This window comes from Flavobacterium sp. W21_SRS_FM3 (assembly GCF_052113625.1).
Classification (GTDB): Bacteria; Bacteroidota; Bacteroidia; order Flavobacteriales; family Flavobacteriaceae; genus Flavobacterium.
Map to the genome: position 1 here is coordinate 214,972 of NZ_JBGQOD010000005.1, position 15,995 is coordinate 230,966.

Consider the following 15,995-nt stretch of genomic DNA (forward strand, 5'->3'; position numbering starts at 1 on the left):
AAAAATATAAAAAAATAGATTTTAAATGTTCATTTATACAAGTTGTTTTGGGAAACAAATGTAATATTTGGTAACTGCTTTTGATAATGATTTTAAATTCAGCTGATCAGAAGATTCAATAACATCTTCCACAGTTCTATCTTTTTTCAAAATTCGTATCGGTTCTGCTTCCTTACTATACGCCTGATTTTTAATTTTTCCCTTAAAAATAAAATAGTTTGCTTCTTGTAAGCTGATATTGTTCTCTAATGCAAAACGCTCTTTTAAAGGTTGTAAGTCTTCGTTAGGCACTTTTTCGCTCGTTAATTTTATTTTTAACAAATCTCTATTAATAATCATTTTGCTTAGTGATGACAAAATAAAATCCTCTTGATACTGCCATGATTTCAGAGCACTGATGATATCAAAATCATCTAATCTAGAGAATAAATCCAAAATTTTAGTATCAAAAGAATCTAATGTAATTCTGTTTTGCAAAAAGAACTGTAAAGGCTCACTGCACGGCAATACTGTTCCTTTTAAAGTAAGCTCCTTGGCTCTTTTTAATATTTTTGTCAAAATTAATTCGGCTACCAAGCTAGTTTTATGCAAGTAGGCTTGCCAATACATCAATCTTCGAGACATTAAAAACTCTTCTACAGAATAAATTCCTTTTTCTTCAATGACAAGTACATCGTTTTCCACATTCATCATCTGAATTAACCGTTCTGAATTGACATTACCTTCAGCCACTCCCGAGTAAAAACTATCTCTTTTTAGATAATCCATTCGATCCATATCTAATTGACTGGAAATAAGCTGCAGCATAAAAAGGCGGTGGTACTCTCCCTTAAATACTTGTATAGCCAGATCCAGCTGTCCATTAAACTTGACATTTAGTTCGTTCATGAACAATAGCGAAATTTCTTCGTGGTGTACATCTTCAACGATACTTCTTTCCATGGCGTGTGAGAACGGACCATGACCTATATCATGTAGTAAAATAGCAATATATAATGCATTTTCTTCCTCTGGTGAAATGGCAACACCTTTAAAACGCAATACATCAACCGCTTTCTGCATCAAATGCATACAACCAAGTGCATGATGAAAACGGGTGTGATTAGCTCCAGGATAAACTAAGTAAGACAAACCCATTTGGGAAATACGCCTTAATCGTTGAAAATAAGGATGCTGAATGAGATCGTAAATTAAGGCATTTGGTATGCTAATGAAACCATAAATGGGATCATTAAATATTTTTAGTTTATTGATATGACTCACGCTAAATTGTATTTAAGTCAACAAATATAAGTAAAATAGATTTTAATCATTAAAGTGTTTTTAATGGCTGTAATTCTTGTTAAAAACAACTTTTTAAAGGCAGCGATTGAGAATTTAATAATAATGATAAAATTAACATAAAATTAAGTTCGATTGGTTCGGTGTTTTACGAACCAATCTTATCTTTGCGCAAAATTACTTACAATGGACATTCAGAAAGAAAGAGATGAGTTAAAGGAGATGTTTGGTATCCACTTTGAGAAATTATACAACATTCCCCCTTTAGCTGCCAGAATATTAGGAACACTTATTATGGATGGCTGCAAGTCAGGTCTGACCTTTGAAACACTTGTAGAATCCTTAAGCGCAAGTAAAAGTTCCATTTCTACAAATCTCAATTTACTGTTAAAAATGGACAAGATTACGTACTTCACTGTTTGTGGTGACCGTAAAAAATATTTTAAAGCTGCTGATTTAAGTAAAAGATTAGAGAATTACTTACAGTTAATTGATTCTGAAATGACAATCGTTAACCGTATGATTGCTTATAGAGAACAAACTGCTTCTTGTCCTGCAGAGAAATGTAATCTAGAGAACGTAAAGGCATACAAAAGTCATGTCAATGAAGTCGAAAAAGTCATCACTAACACCATCAAGAAATTCCAAGAAATAGAAATCAAAAATAAAAACAATCAATAATTAGTAATCCATTTAGTCACTATCCATATGAAAAAAAGATACTTTATAAGTGCAGTCTTATTATCAATAAGCTTGCTCTCCTGTAAAAAAGAAACCACTCCTGCTGCTCCTGCTGTGATGCCTTATAAGGTAGTCGAAATAGGAAAATCAAACACCACGTTGCTAGCTGAATATCCTGCTAGTTTAGAAGGCATAACCGACATTGATATTCGTGCAAAAGTAGATGGATATATTGAAAAGATCTATGTTCAAGAAGGACAAGAAGTAAGAAAAGGGCAATTACTCTTTAAACTAGAAACACAAACGGCTACACAAGAAGCTGCTGCTGCAAAAGCAAAAATCACCGCTGCACAAGTAGAAGTAAATCGTTTAAAACCTTTGGTTGACCGCAATATCATAAGCGACGTACAACTAGAAACTGCTAAGGCAAATCTAGCTGGTGTTAAAAGTACTTATCAAAGTATTCTAGCCAGAATTAATTATGCTACTATCAAAAGTCCCGTTAACGGAATTGTAGGAAGCCTTCCTTTACGTTTAGGAAGTTATGTAAGTAGTCAAACTGTAGAGCCTCTAACACGTATTTCTGATGTGAGTACTATCTATGCTTATTTTTCTGTGAATGAAAAACAACAATTGGATATCATGATGAACTCTGAAGGAAAGACTTTTCAAGATAAAATAAACAAAATGCCGGCTGTTAATTTAGTTTTAAGCAATGGTGTTGCTTACGAACAAAAAGGAAAAATAGAGACTTTTAGTGGTCAAGCCAATGCACAAACAGGTTCCTTTAACGTAAGAGCCAGTTTCCCAAACAGCAATAGATTATTGCGCTCTGGTGGAAGCGGAACTATTCAAATCCCTACAGATTTGCAAGATGTTATTATTATTCCACAAAATGCAACCTTAGAAATGCAGGACAAACGCATTGCACTAATTGTTGACAAGGAGAACAAAGTAAAAGCTGTACCTATTGTGGTGCGCCCCGTTCCTGGTGGTCGCTTTTTTGTAGTAGATAGCGGACTTAATGTCAACGACAAAATGTTGATCGAAGGTGTGGGTATCGTTACAGAAGGTACGCCTATAAAGCCTGAGGTAGTTGATTTTAATACTACTATTGATCCTACAAAAAAATAATTGGCATACTAACTATTGCATAAATAACAAAATATGTTTTCAAAATTCATTGACAGACCGGTATTGTCAACGGTGATTTCCATTATCATCGTAATCTTAGGAGTGATTGGACTAGTCTCCCTTCCTGTTTCACAATATCCAGAAATAGCGCCACCCACAGTTACGGTGACCGCAAATTACCAAGGTGCCAGTGCCGAAGTGGTAATGAACTCTGTTGTAATTCCGCTAGAAGAACAAATTAATGGTGTCGAAGACATGACCTACATGACTTCGACTTCTAATAATGACGGTTCAGCTTCGATTAGTATTTATTTTAAATTAGGGACTAATCCAGATTTAGCAGCAGTTAATGTTCAAAATAGAGTATCACGTGCCACACCATTGTTGCCACAAGAAGTGACCAAAGCGGGAGTTACTACTTCCAAAAGACAAAGTGATAACATCTTGATTTTCTCCTTATATAGTGAGAATCCAGATTATGATATGACATTCCTACAAAATTATGCCAACATTAATATATTACCCAAAATTAAAAGGGTGGCTGGTGTAGGAGAAGCTGTTATTTTTGGTCAAAAAGATTATTCCATGCGTATTTGGCTAAAGCCAGATGTCATGGGAGCTTATGGATTAATTCCTTCTGATATCACGGCATTATTAGCCGAGCAAAATATTGAAGCTGCACCAGGACAACTGGGAGAAAACAGCAACCAATCTTTTCAATATACTTTGAAGTACAAAGGCCGCTTACAAGACGCTAAAGAATTTGAAGAAATTGTTGTTCGTTCCACAGAGAATGGAGAGATTTTAAAATTAGGCGATGTTGCCCGCATCGAATTAGGAGCAGTGAATTACGCTAGTAATACCCTTACTAATGGAAATCAATCAGTGGCGATTGCAATCGCACAAACTGCTGGTTCTAATGCGCAGGAAGTTATTGAAGGTTCTTTAAATGTTTTAGATAAAGCCTCTTTAAGCTTTCCAAAAGGAGTTCATTATACCACTTTAATTAATGCCAATGACTTCTTAGAGGAGTCTATTACCAAAGTAATTCACACATTAATTGAAGCGTTCCTATTAGTATTTATTGTCGTTTTCATTTTCTTACAAGATTGGAGATCTACTTTAATACCTGCGATCTCAGTGCCCGTAGCAATTTTGGGAACCTTCTTTTTCCTTAGTGTCTTTGGGTTTACGATCAACTTACTAACGCTGTTTGCCTTAGTACTCGCCGTGGGTATCGTTGTCGATGATGCTATTGTGGTAGTCGAAGCTGTCCATGCCAAAATGGAAGCAGGAGAACACGATCCTAAAAAAGCGGCACACAGTGCTATGGGAGACATTAGTAGCGCCATTATTTCCATTACATTAGTGATGTCGGCAGTATTTATACCAGTTTCTTTCATCAGTGGATCAGCGGGGGTGTTCTACAAGCAATTTGGTTTGACATTAGCGGTTTCTATTGTGTTATCAGCTATTAATGCGTTAACACTTTCGCCTGCCTTATGTGCGATCTTTTTAAAACCTCATGACAATCAAAAGAAAACAGGATTTTTGGACCGTTTTTATACTGCATTTAATGTAGGATTTGATACGACCACTAAGAAATACAAACGATCTGTTGAGTTTTTCATTAAAAGAAAATGGTTGGCATTTCTAGGAATTGCCATTTTTGCAGGAATCTTTGTGCTATTATTAAACATCACTCCAAAAGCTTTTGTACCAGGAGAAGATACAGGTGCTATCCTTTCGGATGTTTCACTTCCACCAGGGACTTCACTAGAAAATACAGAAAGAGTCTTGTTGGAAATCGAAAATAAAGTTAAAGATATCCCCGAAATTAAAGAAGTGCTTCGTATATCTGGACGAAGTTTGATTAGTGGTACAGGAAGTAACTACGGGATGGTTATTGTGAAATTAAAAACTTGGGCAGAACGTAAAGATGCTAATCAAGAGATTTCAATGATTGTTCAAGAATTATTTAAACGTACAGCAGCGGTTAAAAATGCCAAAGTACTTTATTTTGCTCGCCCTACACTTGTTGGTTTTGGTTTCACTAATGGATTTGAATTTCAACTTCAAGATCAAAAAGGAGGAACAATTCAGGAATTAAGTGAAGTCAATAATGCTTTTCTAGCTGCCTTAAATAGCCGTCCAGAAATCAAATATGCTGCAACATCATTCTCTCCTAATTATCCTCAATATCGAATTGATTTAAATGTTGCTGCGATAAAAAGATCCGGTTTAACGGTAACTGATGTTCTGGGAACAATGCAAGGATATTATGGTGGAGTTTATGCGTCTAACTTCAATAAATTTGGTAAACAATATCGCGTCGTTTACCAATCAGAACCACAGTTTAGAAGCAATCCAGAATCTTTAAATAAAGTATTGGTTCGAAATAACAAAGGGCAAATGGCTCCTATTTCTCAATTTGTGACCTTAGAAAAGGTATTTGGGCCACAAGCCATTGATCGTTTCAACTTGTTTACCTCGGTTAAAGTGACCGGAGCTCCTAATGAAGGATTCAGTTCTGGTGATGCAATTAAAGCAGTAGAAGAGGTCGCGAGTCAAAAACTACCTATCGGATACGGATATGAATTTTCAGGAATGACACGTGAAGAAATTAGTGCTGGCGGACAAACCTTGTATATATTCTTACTGTGTTTAGTTTTTGTTTACTTCTTACTAGCTGCTCAGTATGAAAGTTATATGCTACCATTTGCAGTTTTGATTTCGTTACCCATTGGTTTAGCTGGAGCATATATCTTTGCTTTTTTATTCAATGTGAGTAATAACATCTACCTACAAATTACGCTCATCATGCTTATTGGTTTACTTGCCAAAAATGCCATTTTGATTGTCGAATTTTCTGTAGAAGCCAGGAAAAAAGGCCTCAGTATTGCACAGGCAGCGATCCAAGGAGCCGTTGCTAGGTTACGTCCTATTTTGATGACTTCGTTTGCCTTTATCTTCGGATTATTGCCACTTATGCTGGCGCAAGGTGCAGGAGCTGTAGGAAATAAAGCGATTGGTACTGGAGCCATTGGAGGAATGTTAATAGGAACACTATTAGGCGTTTTTGTTATACCTGTATTGTTTATGGTCTTCCAGTCATTACAGGAAAGAATTAGTACAAAACCCCTTCCTGTAGCAAATCAGGAATCAGATGTTGCACTTTTAGAAGAAAAAAATGAAAAATAAACTATATAGAATCGCACTCTTAGGAGTTACTGCAACACTATTACAGTCGTGTTTTGTTGCGAAAGATTACCAGCGTCCTGAATTAAAAACAGAAAATTTATATCGAAACGAAGTAGTGGCAACAGACACGAATTCTTTTGCAGCGGTGTCTTGGGACAAGATTTTTACTGATCCTCTTTTACAAGGATACATTGCAAAAGGTTTAGCGAACAATTTGGATATTCGCATTGCCATGCAAAATATCGCTGCTGCACAAGCTACGATGAAGCAAGGCGAAGCGGGCTACTTCCCCACTCTTTCTGCAGGTGCAGACTGGACACATCAGAAAATTTCTAAAAACAGTCAGTCAGGATCTTTCCTTAATGACTTAAATACTGATCAATACCAATTAGCTGGAAATCTGTCATGGGAAGCCGATATTTGGGGTAAAATAAGAAGTAATCAGCGCGCTACAAATGCTTCATTCTTACAGACAACTGCTGTAAATCAAGCTATAAAAACGCAGTTAATTGCTAATATTGCCACAACCTATTACCAATTACTTGCGGTTGATGCCCAAATCAAAGTAGCCGAAGAAACTTTGATTAATCGCAATAAAAGTGTGGAAACCATTCTAGCCTTAAAAAAAGCGGGGAACGTAACTGAAGTTGGTGTAAAACAAACGGAAGCACAAAAATACGCAACTGAGATTATTATTGCTGATTTAAAAAACAATGTACTTATTTTAGAAAATACAATGAGTGCATTGCTTGGGGAAGCTTCGGGAAAAATTGCCCGTTCGACCTTTGAAGATCAAAACCTGCAACCTAGTATTACACTTGGCGTACCGGCTAATTTATTGCGCAACAGACCAGATGTTATCGCTGCTGAGTTTAATTTAATTAGCAATTTTGAAATGGCTAATGTTGCCAAAAGCGGTTTTTACCCCAGCTTGAGAATTACAGCGGCCGGCGGTTTACAAAGTATCGACTTAAAAGAATGGTTTAGTGCCAATTCTATTTTTGCTAATATCGTCACGGGTTTAACACAACCCATTTTCAATCAAAGACAATTGAAAACTAAATATGAAGTTGCTAAAGCAAATCAGGAAAAAGCCTATTTGCAGTTTGAACAATCATTACTTACGGCTGGTAAAGAAGTTTCAGATGCATTGGCACAATACAATAATGAAACTTACAAAATAGCAGTTCGTGAAAAACAAGTGGATGCACTGACTAAAGCTAGTTCTTTCTCTGACGAATTGCTAACTTATGGTATGGCAACATATATAGAAGTTTTGACTTCTAAAAATGATGCCTTAAGTGCTAAATTAAATCTTGTAGATAATAAATTCCAACAGTACAAAGCCATCATTCAATTATACAGAGCCCTTGGCGGTGGATGGCAATAGCTTAATTCTGTACCCTGAATTAATGTAGGTTATTTTAATTTGAAAAGCCCTTAAACACATAGTTTAAGGGCTTTTTTTTATCGCATTATTCGAGATTTAAAATTATAGTCTCCTAATCCAAATATTTCTAAACTGTGTTTTGCAACCATGTTCTTGTAATGAAATCACATCTTCTCCATGAGATTCTGGATAATTATGTAAACCTGTATACAGTGTTAATCCATTAATGGTAGCATTATTTTGTACTAACACACCATTGTGTAAAACAGTTATTCTAGCTGGTGCATCAATTTTTCCATTGGCTTTAAAACGAGGTGCTGTATAGATTACATCATAGGTATTCCATTCTAAAGGCGTTTTCATTGCATTGACTAATGGCGGATGGTCTTTGTAAATACTAGCTGCTTGACCATTACTGTAAGTCCTGTTTTTATAAGAATCTAGAACTTGTAATTCGTATCTATTTTGAAAAAATACGCCGCTATTCCCTCTCCATTGTCCGCCATCAACCACTTCATCAGGTGCGCTCCATTCTATATGCAATTGACAGTCGCCAAACTGCATTTTAGTTTGAATACCGCCCGCATCAGGTACTACTTCCATATAGTCATTATTGACAATTTTCCAGGCAGCAGCCCTAGTTACATCTTTTTGACTGACCCACTGATTCATCGAACTACCGTTAAATAAAATTATGGCATCAGATGGAGCATCTCCTACTTTCTTAGCAGGCGTAACCACAGCTACTTCAGGCTCCCAAATTTCAGTCATTTCTGGTTTCATCGCCATGGGAGAAACTTCAGGAGGCGTATTTATTACTGGATGTTGCGCCATGATAAAACTTGTCGAGAATAATGTCAAGCCTAAAAGAGCATTGCTAATTTTGATAAAGTTCATAGTATTAACTAATTAAAATTGATAAAGCATAAATTTATAATAAAATGGCTATGTATTCACATCATAACTAAAAAAATAATAGGGTTTAATTATTAAATTGTTAAAATTAGAAGTTTTTTAACCTAACCGAAATGAATTATTTATAGTCTCGAATTCTTTCTATTTTAGTTTGAGTCTATCCATTCCGAAAGTACCAACTCCATTTTATAATTGGCGGTTTGATACATCAAATTTGTTAAAGGAACTTCTTTGAAACCTAAACTTTTATAAAGTGTAATAGCACTCAACAGTTTAGTATTGGTTTCAAGAATAATGGCGTCAGCATTCTTGTTTTTACAAATATCTATACAATGCACCATCAATTTGCGTCCAATTCCTAATCCTTGATAATCTGAATTGACACCTAATTTTAAGATTTCAAAATTATTTTTCCCTTCTCTCATTATTGAAATTGTTCCTACAATGGTTTTGTCATAATGAGCCAGAAAAATAGATCCGCCTTTGTCTAATATTTCCTCTTGTGGATAGTCTAGCATTGGCAAGTCAGCTGGTTCTAATAAATTATATTTCTCTAACCATTCTATAGAAAGTCTTTTATATTCATGATGGTACATTGATTCGTAAGCGGCAATTTTTAATTCTTTCATTATCGATATTTTATAATTTCAAATGTACGCTTTGTTTTATTACCAGGAATTTTTTACGTTTCACACCTTTTTTAAAGTAAGTATTACTATTTTAAAATCAATTCCATTTGTATGTTGCAACGCTCGTAGGGAGTGTCACGCCCAACAATTTTTTGAAATCCCAATTTATGATATAAATTTATGGCTGGTTTTAATACGGTATTACTTTCCAAGTATAAAGAATTTGCTCCTAACGATATTGCCTTTTCAATTATTGCTTGACCTAAAAGCCAACCAATACTTAGACCTTGTGCTTTTGGTGAAACAGCCATTTTGGCTAATTCATAATCATAGTCATCGTCATTCATTTTAATCAGTGCACATACTCCCACCGCCTCATTATTATGCAAAGCAACTATGATATGGCCACCTTTACTCAATATATAATCATCTGGATTGTCTAATGATTTGTAATCAGTAGTTTCCATTTTGAAATAAGTGGATATCCATTCCTCATTTAAATCTCTAAACGCTTTGTAATACTGTGCGTCATAATCAACCATCTTCACATTAGCCCCTTCCCGCTCTTTTCTTTTTTCCATCACTCGGTGCAAAAGAGACTTTTGCTCTAGCATAAACTCCCATTCTTCAATTGCTTTCCAAAGATCATTTTGTGTTTCAGTTAAGATGTTTTCTATCGCATTAGCCACATCAGTATATTGATGTTTAATATTTTCACTGATTTTAATTCCGGATTCGGTGAGTGTAATAACATTTTTACGACCATCCGTACTGTCTTTATTTTCCTCAATCAATCCTTTCTTAGCCATCTCCCGAATTATCTTACTCACTGATGGCTGCGAATGTCCAATTTCTAAGGCAATTTCAGTAACAGTCATTGCAGCGTTAGCGGCTAAAACATAAAATACAGGAAACCATTTTGGTTCTAGTGCAACATCATAAATTTTGTATAATTTTTTAGCGTCTTCGGTGATTTTTGAGGTCAACATTCTTAGTCGGCTACCAATCGCTATTTTACCTGTTCTATTGAAAAATTCTGTTTGCATAGTTAATTATATAATTAGTTATGTAAATATAACTATAAATTGTTTTACGCCTACTAATTCCTCTGCAAAAATTAATTATGGATTGCGGAATTGGAATAACCACTTCGGAATGGCTTCACCAAGAAGTTGCATCGAAAGAATATCATTATGTGCTAATGCATCCATTTCCAAAAAAAGCGTTTTATCGTACATACTCCTTTCGGAATAAAACTGTACATCGCTTTCAAAAGGGTTTTCCTTATCTTGGTTACCGTGAATGAGCCAAATAGGTTTCTGTGCTAATGATTCTATCTTGTCAAATTGCGGAATGCCTGCAATACTTACCGCTGCAGCAAATACATCAGGTCGGGCTGATAAGACATTCATTACCGTTGATGCTCCCATGGAGAAACCCAAGAGATAAATTCTTTTGTTATCAATATTCGCAGTCGATCGCAAAGAGTCAATAAGCTGTAGTACTATTGGCAAAGGTTCCTGTCCGACAGAGGCGAGTACTCCCCTACTTTTATCCATCGTATAATTAGAAGAACGGACTGTGAATTGTGGTGCAAGCACATAAGCGGGATATTTTTTTTGAATGCTGTCCACAGCCCAGAGTTTTGCCAATAATCCTAACTGACTTTCATTATCATTCCCTATAGCGCCCGATCCATGAAAGACAATTACTAATGGATATCTTTTAGTTGGGTTATTTACTTTGGGTTTCATCAAACGGTACTGAATAGGAACATGTTGATTTCCCGAATAAGACCCTATTTCAAAAGCAGTATTGGGAATCTTCCTGATGGCAGCTTTTGTATTTTGTAAGGAAAGCGTATCACTATCTTTTGGGACAAGCGTTTTTCCAAATTGTGGCTTACTACTGTTGCAAGAGTTAAGTCCCAAAAGAAGCGTAGCCATGGCAACAACTAAATAGCACTTTTTAAAGTTATTCATAACAGAAGTTAGAAGATTACATTATAATACTGATGCGTTTTTTACTGGAGTTTATTCTCACATCGACTTTGGAATACTGCCATTCGCCTCCTACTTTAATCGCCCATATATCCATCTTAGCTTTTCCCTTAGTACCTTTGATGCGGACGGTTGTTTCAATAGAATCTTTGTTCGTGCTATATTTTGCACTTCCTTCTATAATAGCCAGCGGGTCTAAAGGTTCTAATTCGCCAAGAGCGTGTTTCACTTCATTATTCTCTTTTACCATTTCTAACGCTTTTTCATAAAGCTCTTTTTCATTATAGGCTTGAATTAAATCCATACCATCAGTTTTAAAACTTGAAAACAAGAAATAGCCACTGATTAAGAGAAAAAACAATACCGTTAAAATTAACTTCCAATTTCTTTCCAACCCACTTTTATTTTGGACCAATTCATTACTCATCAGGCTATTTTTTAAAAGTTTATTAATTGCGCTGCGCTGAAATTTATGCTCTTTTTATTTCTCAACTGTTTTTTGTACTTTTCTACTATCTATATAGTATTTCATAAATACCACAGCGATAACCAACCTAAACAAGCGGTACACCCAAATGTTCACTTCCCAAAACAGTAATTCGTGCGTTGTTCCAGTAGCAAATAACGAACTTGTAAAAGAAATTAAAAAAAGTATTGCTAATGCCAAATAGATGTTTTTGTTCATTTTCATAAAAAAATAACGCGTGTATTATTTGAGTTCAATTGTTCGTTTTGTTTTACTACTTTTTAGGGCAGCATCAAGTATTTCCATAACAATCATATTGTTTTCTAAAGAAGAAAGATCATAAGGTTTTATTGTTATTTCATTTCTTATTACTGCGGCAAAAAACTTAAATGGATCATTATAAGGAGATTCTAGACTATTTGCTTTGTAGGCATCTTCTTTAAAACCGTCATAACCTTCTGCAATTCTTACACGCATGTCATTCTTATTGTCAGCATAAATGACTCCAGTTAAGCCATAAATTTCCATATCTTTTCTTCCTATTGGCCAGTTCCAAGAACCTTGAATGGTGGCATTGGCATTATCATAAGTCAATAAAATAGTTGATTCATCATCCACTTTTGGATTGTTTTCATGTTGCAATTGTTGCGTTATTGCTGTAACTGAATTAGGTCTTTTTCCCTCCATCAACCAAGTCATTAGATTAATACCATAGCAGCCAAAATCAGTTATAGCTCCACCTCCATTCTGAACAGGATCTGTCAACCAATCTAAAAATTCCGAATTAACACCAATCTTTTTAGGCCCTCTATGTCCATCATGAACGACTACTTTGCGCAGCTCACCAATTGCTCCTTTGTTCACTAAATCATAGGATTCTTTATTGGAGGGATACCAAGTTGTTTCATAGTTAGTCAATAATTTAATGTGGTACTTATTAGCAAGTGCTTCCATTTTTTTAGCATGTTCTAGACTTACTGCCAGTGGTTTTTCAACCATTACATGAATTCCTTTTGGAGCACAAGTGGCTACAACGTCTAAATGTTCATAAATAGTCCCAAAAGCAGTTACCGCTTCTGGATGTTTTCTGGCAATCATTTCATCTATAGTATCAAAAACCAAGTCCATTGGAAAATGGTACTGTTCAGCGTAGCGTTGTGCCAATACACGATTGGGTTCCACAATCCCAACAATTTTGATATCTCCGCGGTCTTTAATTCCTAAAATTCCATGAACATGAGTATGTGTAAGTCCTATAACACCCACTTTGAGTGCTTTTTGTTGGGCTATACAGTTTATAGATAATAATACGATGAAGACTGTGAAAATAATCCTGGATTTCATAAAGTAGGTTTTACGTTTGTCGTTTTCTTTCGAATAGCATTGCAGCTATAAAGTAATTGTCTTAGTATTTTGGAAGAAACGATTACTTATCTGTTAAATATAAATTAGCTATTTCTCCAATAAAATCTTGTGGTCGTGCACCTACCAAATTTGATAATACCACAACAGTAATATTATCTTTGGGGTAAATGAATAAAGCGTTTCTAGCACCTCCAAAAGTTGCAATTACAGGCATATTCGTTTTTGTAGCTAAAAAAAATCCAATCGAACTTTGATTAAAAAATCCAGTTCCTTCGTGAATCACTCCATCTTTTAGAGATGTTGGAGCCATCAATATTTTTAAGTTTTCTACGCTGATTAATTTATTTGTTTGCAAAGCAATTGCCCATTGTGCCATTTCGGTGGCAGTAGAAAATATGCCACCTGCTGGATACAAATTTTTGGGCATTGGTTGGTAGATATTTGTTAAACTTCCATTTATATAATAGGTATACGGTTTTGCAGAATGGTTAATTATACTAAAGAAATCTCCCATTCCTGCCCTAATGGATTTTTTCATACCAGCTATTTCAAACTGGTTTTTAATTACGAATTCTTCAAAAGTTTGACCACTAATTTTTTCGATTATCATCCCAAGTAATAAGAAATTCGTTTGATTGTACCGTTGCTCTTCTCCTGCTTTAAAAACTATAGGTTGTTCTTTTATTTTTTGAAACAAAATAGCACTATCATTTGACCACATTTGCTCTGGTTTCTCCCAGATATCAGGAATTCCAGAAGTATGTGTTGCAATTTGCTTGACCGTAATATTTTGCCAGCTAGCAGGCAAATTATTCAAATATTTAGAAATAGGATCGTCTAGTCGCAATTTCCCTCGTTCTACTAATTGCATAATAGCAACTCCAGTAAAGGACTTAGTCATCGAATTAATGCTAAAAACAGTTTCACTATCTACGGCAATAGAATCTTCAATATTTGCTAAACCATACTGACTCGTTTTAACTATTTTGTTATCCTTAATTACAGCTAATTGCAAACCAACAATCTTATTCTTTTGCATCACTTTATTTATAGCATCATCTACTTTATCTCGTTGGGAATAAGTCGTTGTACTAACCGTAAAAACAGCAAATACTATTATAATTCTTTGAAGGTAATTTGTCATAGTACTATTTGTTTTAAATTTGGGTAGTGATTTTAGCCAATGCTAGAATTAAAAGTAGTTCTTTTTTACGGATTATTACTATTAAATTTAAATTCTCAAAAATAAATAAAGACGTAACCAGAAGGGATAACTAGAAGAAAAGAAACCGATTTTCATGAATATTAATCAATTTTTATATTATTCTTTTCGGCAATTTTTAAAAAAAGAGATTCCTTATTTTCAGCTTTGAGCTGTTGGTACATAGCTGCCAAAATTTGTTCTGAATCACTTTTATAATTCGAGTTTTCAGTGGTATAAATTCTGTGCGCTATAAAAATATAATTTAAGGCTTTTTCATATTCCTTTATCTGAAAGTAATTTTTTGCTGCTCCAAAATAACCTTCGGCATTGTTAGGCTCAAAAGTGATTAATTTTTCATAATAATCAATCGCAGTTTTAAAATCTGATTTTAATGTATAAACCACACCTAAATTCATTAAAGCAAAATCACCTTCTGGAAAAACAGTTAATGATTTTTGATAGTATTTGATGGCATTATCATAATCATTAAGTTGTCTGTAACATGCAGCCAGATCATCATAAGCGAGTACGAAGTCTTTATCATCTTTTACTGCTTTTTGCAAATGGACTATTGCCTGTTCGTATTTAGAATTGTTCATTAAATCTTTACCTATAATATAAGAACTCATTGCCTTCTCATTTTTAGACGCTGTGTAAAACAAACTCTTTTTATCATTGCTGCTTACTGTTTTTTTTATAGTACATGTGGTAGGCAAAAGAGCAAATACCTCTTTCATTATTTGAGTAATTCCTGCAACGGAATTGGCTTTTTCTTTAACTTTCTGATCTTTTTCTGCAAAAAACACAGTCGAGAAAGAACTCCCAAAACAGTCACTATAATTTTTCTCTGTGGCTTTTTCAAATTTCGAAATACAGTTACAAGCTTCTACAGCAATTTTTTGTTCAAATGACTGTGAAAATGATAGGCTGCCGTGCAGTAAAAACAGTCCTAGTAAAATACTTTTTTTCATATGGTTATTTTTGGTTTATCTAATTGATTTTGGTTGTTTAATAGGTTATTTTATCCTGAGTAATAGAAAAGGTCTTGTTATTAAGTAAATATTATATGCTACTACTAGGCTTTTAATTTACTGTTTAAAAAATGATTATCCAGTGTAAATACATCAGTTCAGTTAACAGTTACAAGGCTTAAAAATAGGCTGCAGTACCTTCACTAAATTTATATATTCTACTTATGATGCTATCAGTGCTTAGTTTGAGGGACAAGCGAGACACTGGTGGTAGCGACAATTTTGAAAACGAGTATTTTCGGGCTAAAGAAAACTTGATTGCGGAATGCTAACTCCACTATACACCGGCTATATCAACAGGCTGTTGTAAGTAGTTTTTACTTTGTTTTTACCCAAATTCCACTATCTTCCATTCGATTAAGCGTCGATTCATTTTGGATATTGTATGAAATGTCAAAGTCCAAACCACTGATTTTATCCAACTGAACTTTATTATCGTTGATGGTATATTTAGTTCTGTATACAATGTCTCCCCCTCCGATAAGAACATCTACATTTGAATTATCAATGAAATCAATAAATTCTACACAGTTATTTTCGGCATTGCCATTATTATCACAACCAACAATTGAATGAGTATATTTTCCCTCTAAATTATAGTCTTGTGAATTGTTGTCATTTGTGCAAGAAGTAAATAGTGCAAACGATACTATGATTATTAATCTTAGTACTGATAAGTTTCTTTTTTTCATAATTCC

15 protein-coding genes are annotated in these 15,995 nt (G+C 34.6%); 4 read left to right on the forward strand and 11 right to left on the reverse strand.

Annotated features, from left to right (window positions below; translation table 11 throughout):
• Positions 1-33: 33 nt before the first annotated feature.
• A complete protein-coding gene (locus ACEN2K_RS10005; RefSeq protein ID WP_441759191.1) occupies positions 34-1,263 on the reverse strand; it encodes an HD domain-containing protein in 1,230 nt (409 codons plus the stop codon).
• Positions 1,264-1,467: 204 nt separating this feature from the next.
• Between ACEN2K_RS10005 and ACEN2K_RS10010 the strand changes: the two genes are divergently transcribed.
• From ACEN2K_RS10010 to ACEN2K_RS10025, 4 genes are read left to right on the forward strand one after another with little or no spacing between them, the layout of a single operon-like run.
• Entirely contained in the window at positions 1,468-1,962 is a 495-nt protein-coding gene (locus ACEN2K_RS10010) for a GbsR/MarR family transcriptional regulator (RefSeq protein WP_441759192.1), read from the forward strand.
• A 27-nt stretch (positions 1,963-1,989) separates the two neighbouring features.
• The gene (locus ACEN2K_RS10015) at positions 1,990-3,096 is read left to right on the forward strand and encodes an efflux RND transporter periplasmic adaptor subunit (RefSeq protein WP_441759193.1); all 1,107 of its coding nucleotides are present in this window, start codon (positions 1,990-1,992) and stop codon (positions 3,094-3,096) included.
• Between the two features lie 33 nt (positions 3,097-3,129).
• Positions 3,130-6,297: an efflux RND transporter permease subunit gene (locus ACEN2K_RS10020; RefSeq protein ID WP_441759194.1), complete on the forward strand. Its 3,168-nt coding sequence runs from the start codon at positions 3,130-3,132 to the stop codon at positions 6,295-6,297.
• Positions 6,287-7,687 carry an efflux transporter outer membrane subunit gene (locus ACEN2K_RS10025; RefSeq protein ID WP_441759195.1) on the forward strand — a complete coding sequence of 467 codons (1,401 nt, stop codon included), beginning with the start codon at positions 6,287-6,289 and terminating at the stop codon, positions 7,685-7,687. The genes ACEN2K_RS10020 and ACEN2K_RS10025 overlap by 11 nt, the downstream gene beginning before the upstream one ends.
• A 102-nt stretch (positions 7,688-7,789) precedes the next feature.
• On the opposite strand, the gene ACEN2K_RS10030 is transcribed toward ACEN2K_RS10025, so the two are convergent.
• The 10 genes from ACEN2K_RS10030 to ACEN2K_RS10075 form a co-directional block, all read right to left on the reverse strand.
• Positions 7,790-8,584, reverse strand: a complete 795-nt coding sequence (locus ACEN2K_RS10030) for a 3-keto-disaccharide hydrolase (RefSeq protein ID WP_441759196.1) — start codon at positions 8,582-8,584, stop codon at positions 7,790-7,792.
• Positions 8,585-8,748: 164 nt separating this feature from the next.
• Positions 8,749-9,231 (reverse strand): GNAT family N-acetyltransferase, encoded by a 483-nt coding sequence (locus tag ACEN2K_RS10035; protein ID WP_441759197.1) that lies wholly within the window; start codon positions 9,229-9,231, stop codon positions 8,749-8,751.
• Between the two features lie 86 nt (positions 9,232-9,317).
• The gene (locus ACEN2K_RS10040) at positions 9,318-10,277 is read right to left on the reverse strand and encodes a bifunctional helix-turn-helix transcriptional regulator/GNAT family N-acetyltransferase (protein WP_441759198.1); all 960 of its coding nucleotides are present in this window, start codon (positions 10,275-10,277) and stop codon (positions 9,318-9,320) included.
• Positions 10,278-10,352: 75 nt separating this feature from the next.
• On the reverse strand, positions 10,353-11,213 hold the full coding sequence (locus tag ACEN2K_RS10045; protein WP_441759199.1) for a prolyl oligopeptidase family serine peptidase: 861 nt from the start codon (positions 11,211-11,213) through the stop codon (positions 10,353-10,355).
• Between the two features lie 16 nt (positions 11,214-11,229).
• Entirely contained in the window at positions 11,230-11,658 is a 429-nt protein-coding gene (locus tag ACEN2K_RS10050; RefSeq protein ID WP_441759200.1) for a cytochrome c oxidase assembly factor Coa1 family protein, read from the reverse strand.
• 54 nt (positions 11,659-11,712) lie between these two features.
• Positions 11,713-11,916 (reverse strand): hypothetical protein, encoded by a 204-nt coding sequence (locus ACEN2K_RS10055; RefSeq protein WP_441759201.1) that lies wholly within the window; start codon positions 11,914-11,916, stop codon positions 11,713-11,715.
• 24 nt (positions 11,917-11,940) lie between these two features.
• A complete protein-coding gene (locus ACEN2K_RS10060) occupies positions 11,941-13,041 on the reverse strand; it encodes a Gfo/Idh/MocA family protein (RefSeq protein ID WP_441759202.1) in 1,101 nt (366 codons plus the stop codon).
• 82 nt (positions 13,042-13,123) lie between these two features.
• Positions 13,124-14,206, reverse strand: coding sequence for a serine hydrolase domain-containing protein (locus ACEN2K_RS10065; RefSeq protein ID WP_441759203.1), 1,083 nt, complete (start codon positions 14,204-14,206; stop codon positions 13,124-13,126).
• Positions 14,207-14,367: 161 nt separating this feature from the next.
• Positions 14,368-15,237, reverse strand: coding sequence for a tetratricopeptide repeat protein (locus ACEN2K_RS10070; RefSeq protein ID WP_441759204.1), 870 nt, complete (start codon positions 15,235-15,237; stop codon positions 14,368-14,370).
• Between the two features lie 377 nt (positions 15,238-15,614).
• Positions 15,615-15,989, reverse strand: coding sequence for a hypothetical protein (locus tag ACEN2K_RS10075; RefSeq protein WP_441759205.1), 375 nt, complete (start codon positions 15,987-15,989; stop codon positions 15,615-15,617).
• Positions 15,990-15,995: the final 6 nt, after the last annotated feature.

Bases quoted from the DNA above. Each gene is read 5' to 3' on its own strand.
- ACEN2K_RS10045 (WP_441759199.1), bottom strand. From the start codon at position 11,213: ATGAATAACTTTAAAAAGTGCTATTTAGTTGTTGCCATGGCTACGCTT.
- ACEN2K_RS10040 (WP_441759198.1), bottom strand. From the start codon at position 10,277: ATGCAAACAGAATTTTTCAATAGAACAGGTAAAATAGCGATTGGTAGC.
- ACEN2K_RS10020 (WP_441759194.1), top strand. From the start codon at position 3,130: ATGTTTTCAAAATTCATTGACAGACCGGTATTGTCAACGGTGATTTCC.
- ACEN2K_RS10010 (WP_441759192.1), top strand. From the start codon at position 1,468: ATGGACATTCAGAAAGAAAGAGATGAGTTAAAGGAGATGTTTGGTATC.
- ACEN2K_RS10015 (WP_441759193.1), top strand. From the start codon at position 1,990: ATGAAAAAAAGATACTTTATAAGTGCAGTCTTATTATCAATAAGCTTG.
- ACEN2K_RS10025 (WP_441759195.1), top strand. From the start codon at position 6,287: ATGAAAAATAAACTATATAGAATCGCACTCTTAGGAGTTACTGCAACA.
- ACEN2K_RS10035 (WP_441759197.1), bottom strand. From the start codon at position 9,231: ATGAAAGAATTAAAAATTGCCGCTTACGAATCAATGTACCATCATGAA.
- ACEN2K_RS10075 (WP_441759205.1), bottom strand. From the start codon at position 15,989: ATGAAAAAAAGAAACTTATCAGTACTAAGATTAATAATCATAGTATCG.
- ACEN2K_RS10060 (WP_441759202.1), bottom strand. From the start codon at position 13,041: ATGAAATCCAGGATTATTTTCACAGTCTTCATCGTATTATTATCTATA.
- ACEN2K_RS10065 (WP_441759203.1), bottom strand. From the start codon at position 14,206: ATGACAAATTACCTTCAAAGAATTATAATAGTATTTGCTGTTTTTACG.
- ACEN2K_RS10030 (WP_441759196.1), bottom strand. From the start codon at position 8,584: ATGAACTTTATCAAAATTAGCAATGCTCTTTTAGGCTTGACATTATTC.
- ACEN2K_RS10070 (WP_441759204.1), bottom strand. From the start codon at position 15,237: ATGAAAAAAAGTATTTTACTAGGACTGTTTTTACTGCACGGCAGCCTA.
- ACEN2K_RS10050 (WP_441759200.1), bottom strand. From the start codon at position 11,658: ATGAGTAATGAATTGGTCCAAAATAAAAGTGGGTTGGAAAGAAATTGG.
- ACEN2K_RS10055 (WP_441759201.1), bottom strand. From the start codon at position 11,916: ATGAACAAAAACATCTATTTGGCATTAGCAATACTTTTTTTAATTTCT.